Raw genomic sequence first — 8,873 nt, forward strand, 5'->3', positions numbered from 1 at the left:
GACTTACGTGGCGGTGTTGCGTGGCCAACTGTCAAAACAAATACAACATTTCAAAATAGCTATAATGGCATTTACGGACAGTTTGGTATAGCATTACCTTTATTTAATTCGTCATTTAATAATAGAAAAAAAGCATTAGAAACCAAAACTCAAATCGCTGAAAACAATTTGGATTTTGAAAAATTGAAACTGCAAAACCAGTATCAAAATTTTTTGCAAGAATATCAAAAAAACAAAATGACTATTGATTATTACGAAAATAAAGCGTTGAAAAGTGTTGATATAGTTACACAAGCTGCCAACGATAAATTCAACAATGGCGATATCAACTATTTAGAATGGGTAATGCTAATCAATCAAAATACCGAAATTCGAAGCAATTATATTGAAGCTGTTAAAAGATTAAACAATAGCATTATTGTACTCAATTCATTAACTAAAACTGAATAATCATGAATTACACAAAAACTTTCTTTTCACCTCAGTTTCTTTGGGAAATTGTACGGATAATAACTGTTGGCTTAGCGAGTTTATTCTTTTATCTCGACTTTATTCAACTACCAATTTTAATAATTACTATGGCTTTTGGTTTATATTCATTAGTCAAAACTGCAGTATTGGATTTAATAAATGAGAAAAAGATAGGAACAGAATTATTTATAACTATTGCTGTAATTATTTCTGTACTTGGTAAAGAATACTTGGCAGGTGCGGTAGTACTAATGATTATTCTTATTGCAGAATATATTGCAAGTGCAAGTACTGAAAAGGCAAGAGCATCTATTAGAGAGTTAATAGGTTCGGTACCTAAAACTGCCTTGTTAAAAAAGAACAATTCTGAATTGATAATAGATATAGTTGATTTAAAGATAGGAGATGTTATCCTTGTAAAAGCTGGAGAAAAAATTCCAGTTGATGGAAAAGTAGTTTCAGGATCTGGTTCTGTTAACCAAGCACCAATAACAGGTGAAAGTCTACCGCAAGAAAAAACAGTTGGTAGTGAAGCTTTTGCAGGAACAATTTTGGAATTGGGAGCACTTGATATTGAAATGACTAAAGCTGGTGAGGATACGGTTTTTTCAAGAATTATTTCATTAGTGGAGGATGCTGAAAGTCAACAAGCACCTATTGAAAAATTTACAGACAAAGTTGCTTCCTGGCTTATTCCAGTAGTATTTATTTTTGTTGCTACTGTTTACTTCTTTACCCGTGATGTCAAACTGGTAATTGCATTATTAATTTTTACTTCACCCGCAGAATTAGGTTTAGCTACTCCGCTGGTTACAATAGCGGCTATAGCACGTGCTGCCAGAGAAGGAATCTTGATTAAAGGAGGCTTGTTTTTAGAAGAACTTGCTAAAGTAGACACTATCGTTTTTGATAAGACTGGTACATTAACTGTTGGTAGTCCTGTCGTTAATAAAGTTGAAATTATAGATTCCAATTATAATGAGGAAAATTTAGTCCAATTTGCAGCAACAGTAGACAGACGATCAAGTCATCCGTTAGCAAAAGCTATACTGAATTACGCAGATAAATTAAACTTAACCTATTTTGAACCAGAAAATTTTGAGGTCATAAAAGGACGAGGTGTCTCTGCAAAAGTTCAGGGTAAGTCTGTTTTATTAGGGAATAAACTTTTTATGGAAGAAAATCAAACTCCATCAATTAATTCTTCTGAAAATATAACTGATACCGTTATTTATCTTTCAATCGAAAATAAACTGGCAGGAATTTTTTATATATCAGATGCCATTCGTGAAGGTGCAAAAGAAATGATTCAAGGTTTAAGAAAAAGTGGTATAAAAAACATTGTAATGCTAACGGGAGATAATCCAGAAACTGCAAAATATGTTTCCAATCAAATAGGTATTACAGATTTCAGAGCCAATTTGCTTCCCGAAGATAAAATAAACAGTATCAAAGAATTACAAAAAGACGGCTCTAAAGTAGCAATGGTTGGTGATGGAATTAATGATGCACCTGCCTTAGTACAGGCAAATATTGGTATAGCTATGGGTGCAATGGGTACAGAAACTGCAATGGAAGCAGCTGATATAGTGTTAATGCAAGATAAGCTAGAAAAAATTGCAAAGGCACGCGCTATTAGTAAAAGAGCTTTTAGAACTATTAAAGAAAATATTTTTGTAGGAGTGGGTGTTGTCCATGTAATCGGTATTACACTTGTCTTACTTAAAATAATTGGTCCAATTGAGGCAGCAGCTATTCATTTACTTCCCGACACTTTAGTCTTTATTAATTCTATTAAACTCCTACGAGTTAAAATTTAAACACACATTATAACATGAAAAATATATTTATTACAATTACTGCAGTTTTATTCCTCATCTCTTGTGGAAACAAAAAAAACGAAGAAGAAACTACCGAAACAGTCACGGTTGAAAACATAACTACACTTAACGATGCACAAATAAAAAATGCTGGTATTCAGATAGGTAAAATGGAGCAAAGAGAAATTTCAGCAACATTAAAACTTAATGGAAAAATAGATGTGCCACCACAAAATTTAGTTTCTATAAGTGTGCCAATGGGTGGTTATCTAAAAAGCACTAAATTGTTAGAAGGAATGTTTGTAACTAAAGGACAAGTTCTGTGTGTTGTTGAAGACCAACAATACATACAATTGCAGGAAGATTATCTTTTAGCCAAGGCTAAAATTGATTATGCAAAATCAGAATTTGAACGTCAAAAAGAACTTAATCAAAGTAAAGCTAGTAGTGATAAAATTTATCAACAAGCTCAAGCAGATTATAATTCTCTTTCAGTAATGGTTCAATCATATGGTGAAAAACTAAAATTTGCAGGTATCAATCCTAAAAATGTATCGGCAAAAAACATTTCAAAAAGTATCAATATTTATTCACCTATAAACGGCTATGTATCAAAAGTAAATGTAAACATTGGAAAATATGTAAACCCAAGCGATATTTTATTTGAAATTGTAAATCCAACAGATATACATTTAGTTCTGAATGTCTTTGAAAAAGACGTTAACAAATTAGCTATTGGTCAATCTGTATTAGCATATACTAATACAAATCCAGAGAAAAAATACGCTAGTAAAATTATCTTAATTGGAAAAGATTTTTCTGAAGACCGTAGTACTTTGATACACTGTCACTTTACTGATTATGATAAATCATTATTGCCAGGTATGTACATGAATGCTCAAATTGAAGTTAAAAGTCAGATTTCTAATACTCTGCCTTCAGATGCTTTAGTGAGTTATGAAAATAAAAAATATGTATTTGTTACCACAGATAATGAGCAATTTCAGATGAAAGAAGTTAAAATAGGTAATTCAGAAAATGGATTTACTGAAATTCTTTCTGATGACCTGATTGAAGCAAATATTGTAACAAATGGAGCCTATGCTCTTTTAATGAAAATCAAGAATGTGGAAGAATAAATTCTAATTTGAAATTTATTGACACTGTTTTATAATACTAAAAGAGGTTTGTCATCTAAAAAGATGAAAACAAACCTCTTTTTTGTAAAACAGAAATCTTTAAAAAAACAATAAGTCCATAAACGTACATATATCATAAAAACTTGTGTGAAAATAAAGCCTTCTTAGTCTGCTAAAACCTTTTATAAATCTTTCCTAAAATCATTTTATAAAAAATTATAATTGATTTATTATTCCGATGTGAAAGATCGTTAACTACAAATCGCTATATAGAGATAATTAATATCACTTTTAAATAAGTAAAAATTTAATATAAGTTTTCGCTTAAAATTTTATACTTTGACCATATATGAAGCCAAAATACATTCTAGAGACCTACGATAAAACCATAAAAGAATTTAAAATCCGAAAATTGTTTTGATAATGATATAGTTAACTAAGAGATTGATTAAATTAAGGTTATACCATTTATAAGGTAGATTTAATTAAAAAAAATGGAAAAACTAGTTTTAAAATATAGAAACCTACTCATAATTTAAACCCAAAAACATTTGAAATAAAAGGCAAACAATACGAACCAGTTGTTTTGACTCTTATATAACAAGAGTATTATTATAATTTTCGATTATTAATTATGCGGATAATTTTTTTATTAAAATTAGTTGTTTATCCTACTTTCATTTTGCCAGTGGAGTGAAACATCCTAAAAGCCCGTGCAGTCTAATATTATAATAGAAAACTACATATCTTTTAAGTATTCTTTCCATTTTTTAAAAATTTCTATAATCAAACCTTTGGAATATTTTTTTTTACGATTCCATGATATGAATAAATATGTACTTTTTAGAAGGTGTGGTAACATAACAAAAATCCTCCTAAACACCTATTAAACCGAGGTATTCATGAACCACTTCTACTCACAACACGTTCAGGATATTGGTATTCTAAAAATAAATCTGAAAGAAAAGTGATTACCTTATCCTATTTTATAAAAAAGAACGATATTTTTTTAGTATTCTTCGAGTATGCACGCCTATTATTGATAGTATACAGGCATTCTAACCTCAACTTGCTATCCAAACCAACTTTATATCCATTTATATACAGTGAAAAGGCCTGACGGTATTTATCTTTCTATATTTTACAAATTTACGTCCAGAACCACTCCTATTTATTCAGTTTTCTAGTTTCGATAATCCTTTTTCGCTCAAATTCAATATAACTTTTTATCATTAATTAGATAGCCCTCTCGTTTTAAAAAAGAAGTCATCAAACGTTAACCACTTTCAATAAATTAATTGCTTAAAATCTCTTTAATGAATTCTAGAACCGTATCTTGAGCTACAAATCCTTTAGTTTAGTTAAAAGTAAATTCAGTAGGTTTATTACCCTATTTATATCAGATTGGTATTCGATAACGGCTAATTGAACCATGTCTAACATAGTAATGATTTTGATTTTGGTTTTGCTAATCTTATATTTTACATAAAACAGATCAACTAATCTTCCTTGGATCGGAAGTCCTAAACTTTTTTTTAAAAAGTTCACGCCCGTTTTCTAATTCAATTTTATTATTAGCTAATAATTTACGTAGAATTCTATTTTCTTCCTCAGCTTGCATTAACTCTTTACAAATACCGTCACAAGTTAAATTTAAACCAGCTTCTCTCTGCTTCTCGTGTTACTTTTTCCAGCTATACAAAGTGTCAGTGCTAACACTATACTTGCCATTTAGTTTTTTTCTTTCGTTTTTATACTATCTATTAAGTCAGTTGTATAATTATCCTATTCAAAAAAATTAAAATTATATCATTTTTTATATACCTTATACTTTGTATCCTTCTTTACTCCTTTAATAAATTACTTATTTGCATATAAAAGTTCTTTCCACCGTAATTAGAAAATCCTGTGTGCCGCAATCTGATTTTACCTTTCTTGTCTAAAATTATTGAAGTAGGTAATGAACCAGAATAAATTTCTTTTGGAACCTTTGATACAGCTTGAAAAATAGGCAACGAATACTTTTTCTTGTCTAGAAACTGTTTTCCCGTGGCTATATTATCATCCATGTTGATCATCAAAAAAACAATTTTATCATTATTTTTAAATTCAGAGTGGAATTTTTCTATAGAAGGAAATTCAGCAACACATGGTGGACACCAAGATGCCCAAAAGTTGATAAAAACAACTTTACCTTTCAAGTCAGATGTATTTTGAACATTGCCTTCGTAATCTTTAAAATCAAAATGATTGCGGAGTGTATTATCTGAAGAATTAACTGATGAAATCTCAGCGTTGAAAAGACCAGTGAACATCAACTGCTTGATAAGAAATGATTTTGCATCAGGGTTGAACATTACTACTACAATAAAGATTAAGAATACAATTGTCGATACATTTTTCTTAATCATTTCTAAATTTATTAATCCTTTCAATTGCTTTTCGCTATTATTTTTTTCCATTATTTTTATCTAAATTAAAATATTTTTTTTAAATGAAATTATAAAATACCAAGTAACCAATGGCTACTTGGTTTTCAAAAACTTATTATTTTAAATTTCCTTATTTCATCTCTTCTGAAGGTTTTACCACTATTAAATCATCATTTGAAAATTCCCCAAATACTTCTGCTATAGTATCTAATTTAATTCCTTCTTTTATAGCCACTTTTTTAATTTCATTATTATTAAAGGTAAGAACAAAAGTACCACTTTGTGTATTCAGTATACTTCCTTTTTTGACCCAATAAGAGGGTGCTTTTCTTTGTAATTTTAATTTAACTTGAGCGTAATCACCCCCTTGTAAATCTCCTGAAGCATTATCCACATCAAATTCTATGGTCAAGGAGCGATCATCTCTGTTCAAGAATCCTGAGCTTCTGGATAATTTTGTTTCAAATATTTTTCCAGGCTGTGAACTTATGGTAAAAGTGGCAGGCATCCCGTCCCTTATCGACGCAGCATGTTTTTCCGGTAGAGCAAGTGTTAATCGCAGACGATTTCCCTGTGCAATCATAAACAAGGGCTGGCTTGAACCTGTTCCAGCAAGTGCTCCAACGGATATATTTCGAGATGTTATGATTCCGTCAAAAGGGGCAGTTATTCGTAAATATTTTTGAAGTTGCCCACTACCCGCAGTTCCAGCACTTGCACTTCTATAGGATGATTGAGCACTTTCCATGGCACTTTTAGACCTTTCTACTTCTATTGCAGCAACTGCTCCTATAGTTTTAGACGCTTCTAACATTCTTTCATACGCTTGTTTTGCATACAAATAATCACTGTGTGATTTCTTTTCCGATGATTGATCCGAAATGTATTTTTGATTCATTTCTGGAGCAACCAGTTGTGCTAACAATTGTCCTTTTGTGACCTTTTGTCCACGTTCAACATATATTTTTTCGACAAAACCATTTACCTTGGCATAAACTGCTACCTCTTCGTAAGGTTGCAATTCAGCTGGTAAGGATACTTCATATTCAGGATTTATATGTTGAATAATAACTGTTTTAGGCTTCTGTAATTTCACCATTTTGACAGCTACTTCTTTTGGTTCTTTTTTATCAGAGCAAGCAGTTAAGGCAAGCAATGTAAACGTTGTAATTGCAAACGTTTTTATTTTTTTATTTAGATTGTACATTTTTTATTTATTAAATTTTATTTGACAAAATATTGACTTTCTTCATCATCTGGATCAAGCGAAGGATTTGCAATCGCTGTTCTAGAAAGCATTGACGAAAAGAAATGGGGCAGCAATAAAAGTATGGTGACCGTAGAGGCTATTAAACCTCCAATCACAGCTCTTCCTAGTGGAGCCACCTGTTCGGCGCCATCGCCTATTCCAATTGCCATGGGTAACATTCCGGCTAGCATTGCGGCGGCTGTCATCAGTATCGGCCTTAGTCTTGAAGTGGCTGCAAGACGTGCTGCATTTGCTGGCTTAAGCAACAAGTCTTTCCGATAAAATTCCGCTTGATTAACTAGCAGTACAGCATTAGAAACAGATACTCCTATAGACATAATTATCCCAATATAGGATTGTAAATTGAGCGTACTTTGTGTCACAAACAACAGCAGCAAGCTACCAGCAATAACCGCTGGAACTACCGACAGAATAATTAATGGCACTTTATACGATTGATAATAAGCCGCTAACATTAAGAATATGGCAATAATTGCAACTCCTAAACCCGATAATAAATTACTCAAGGTATCATCCAAGAGTTTAATGGTACCTTCTGTCCAAACCGTGACTCCCCGTGGTGGTTCACCCGCATCTTTAATGGCTTGTTTCACAGCCCTCGATGCTGTTCCCAAATCTTTGCCATGTAAATTTGCAATTAGGGTGACGTAGCGGTTAGCTCCTTTTCGATTAACTTGTGCTGGAGAAGTGACTCTTTTAATAGTTGCTACATCTTCGAGCACAGGTCTTAAACTACCTTTTTTTAATGGTAAAGATTTTAGTTTTTGTTCCGATGACATTATCGCTTCTGGAATTTGTACTTGCACCTGAAACACCAATCCTGATTTTGGATCTATCCAAAGATTTTTATCTGTAAAGCGAGTTGACGAAGTGGCAGTGACCAAATTTTTCGTAATATCTTGCACTGTCAAACCAAATTGTCCAGCTAGGTCACGGTTTATTTCGATTTCTAATGTCGGATAAGCTACAGGTTCTGCTATACGAACGTCTCGCAACTACGGAATCGATTTTAGATTCCCTTCAATTTTGGACGCAAAAGAAAAAGCAGCTTTCAATTGTCCTGCCCCTACTTTTACTTCAATAGGAGTCATAGCTCCTTGACCCATAATCTTTTCTGTAAGTTCCATTGGTTCAAAATTGATTGCTACTTGTGGATGACTTTTTTTCAGTTTTATCCTGATCTCTTCCTTCAAATCTTCCATCGATCCAGTATATACTTCTTGGTTGACCGAAACTTGCACTATTGCCTCATGAGAAGCATTTGTAAAAGTAAAGATGGGGTTAATAGGTGAAGTCGCTGGCTGCATTCCCACAAAAGCGGATGATATCGCTACGCCATTTTCTGGCACCAATGTTCTAATTTCACCTAAAATGTCTTTTACAATTCCCTCCGTTTTTTCCAGTCGGCTTCCGGTTGGAGCTTGAATGCGTAGTTGAAAATCGCCACTGTTGGACAACGGCATCACATCTGTTCCTACATTAGGCAGTAACAGCGCTATTACTCCAACAGTTACAAAAATATAAAGTACAAAAAGCGATATAGATTTTGTAGACCATTTACGCATTCGATAGGAATAATTGACACGGAATTTATCAAAGAAAGCACGTTTTCGTGGCGTATTAGCTACTTCATTCTTTTTCATTTTCATCATCCAATTCGCTAGAATTGGAACAAATGTTTGAGAAGCAATAAAAGAAGCCACCATTGCAAAAGCTACTGCAATAGACAAAGGCATAAACA

Annotated in this window: 5 protein-coding genes and 1 pseudogene; 3 read left to right on the top strand and 3 right to left on the bottom strand. The window is 32.4% G+C overall.

What is annotated here, in order from left to right:
* From P8M54_RS06305 to P8M54_RS06315, 3 genes are all read left to right on the top strand, one after another.
* Positions 1–450 (top strand): TolC family protein (locus P8M54_RS06305; protein ID WP_300286362.1); only part of this gene is annotated, 450 nt, incomplete at its 5' end.
* A gap of 2 nt (positions 451–452) precedes the next feature.
* Entirely contained in the window at positions 453–2,291 is a 1,839-nt protein-coding gene (locus P8M54_RS06310) for a cation-translocating P-type ATPase (protein ID WP_300286365.1), read from the top strand.
* 14 nt (positions 2,292–2,305) lie between these two features.
* Positions 2,306–3,430 (top strand): efflux RND transporter periplasmic adaptor subunit, encoded by a 1,125-nt coding sequence (locus P8M54_RS06315; RefSeq protein WP_300286367.1) that lies wholly within the window; start codon positions 2,306–2,308, stop codon positions 3,428–3,430.
* A gap of 1,844 nt (positions 3,431–5,274) precedes the next feature.
* On the opposite strand, the gene P8M54_RS06320 is transcribed toward P8M54_RS06315, so the two are convergent.
* From P8M54_RS06320 to P8M54_RS06330, 3 genes and pseudogenes are all read right to left on the bottom strand, one after another.
* Positions 5,275–5,892: a TlpA disulfide reductase family protein gene (locus tag P8M54_RS06320; protein WP_300286369.1), complete on the bottom strand. Its 618-nt coding sequence runs from the start codon at positions 5,890–5,892 to the stop codon at positions 5,275–5,277.
* 100 nt (positions 5,893–5,992) lie between these two features.
* A complete protein-coding gene (locus P8M54_RS06325; RefSeq protein ID WP_300286371.1) occupies positions 5,993–7,069 on the bottom strand; it encodes an efflux RND transporter periplasmic adaptor subunit in 1,077 nt (358 codons plus the stop codon).
* Between the two features lie 17 nt (positions 7,070–7,086).
* Positions 7,087–8,868 (bottom strand): annotated as a pseudogene (locus P8M54_RS06330) (efflux RND transporter permease subunit).
* Positions 8,869–8,873 lie beyond the last annotated feature (5 nt).

Origin of the sequence: Flavobacterium sp. (assembly GCF_029242675.1) — a bacterium.
In the GTDB taxonomy this organism is placed as follows: domain Bacteria; phylum Bacteroidota; class Bacteroidia; order Flavobacteriales; family Flavobacteriaceae; genus Flavobacterium.

Bases quoted from the DNA above. Each gene is read 5' to 3' on its own strand.
- P8M54_RS06320 (WP_300286369.1), bottom strand. From the start codon at position 5,892: ATGGAAAAAAATAATAGCGAAAAGCAATTGAAAGGATTAATAAATTTA.
- P8M54_RS06310 (WP_300286365.1), top strand. From the start codon at position 453: ATGAATTACACAAAAACTTTCTTTTCACCTCAGTTTCTTTGGGAAATT.
- P8M54_RS06325 (WP_300286371.1), bottom strand. From the start codon at position 7,069: ATGTACAATCTAAATAAAAAAATAAAAACGTTTGCAATTACAACGTTT.
- P8M54_RS06315 (WP_300286367.1), top strand. From the start codon at position 2,306: ATGAAAAATATATTTATTACAATTACTGCAGTTTTATTCCTCATCTCT.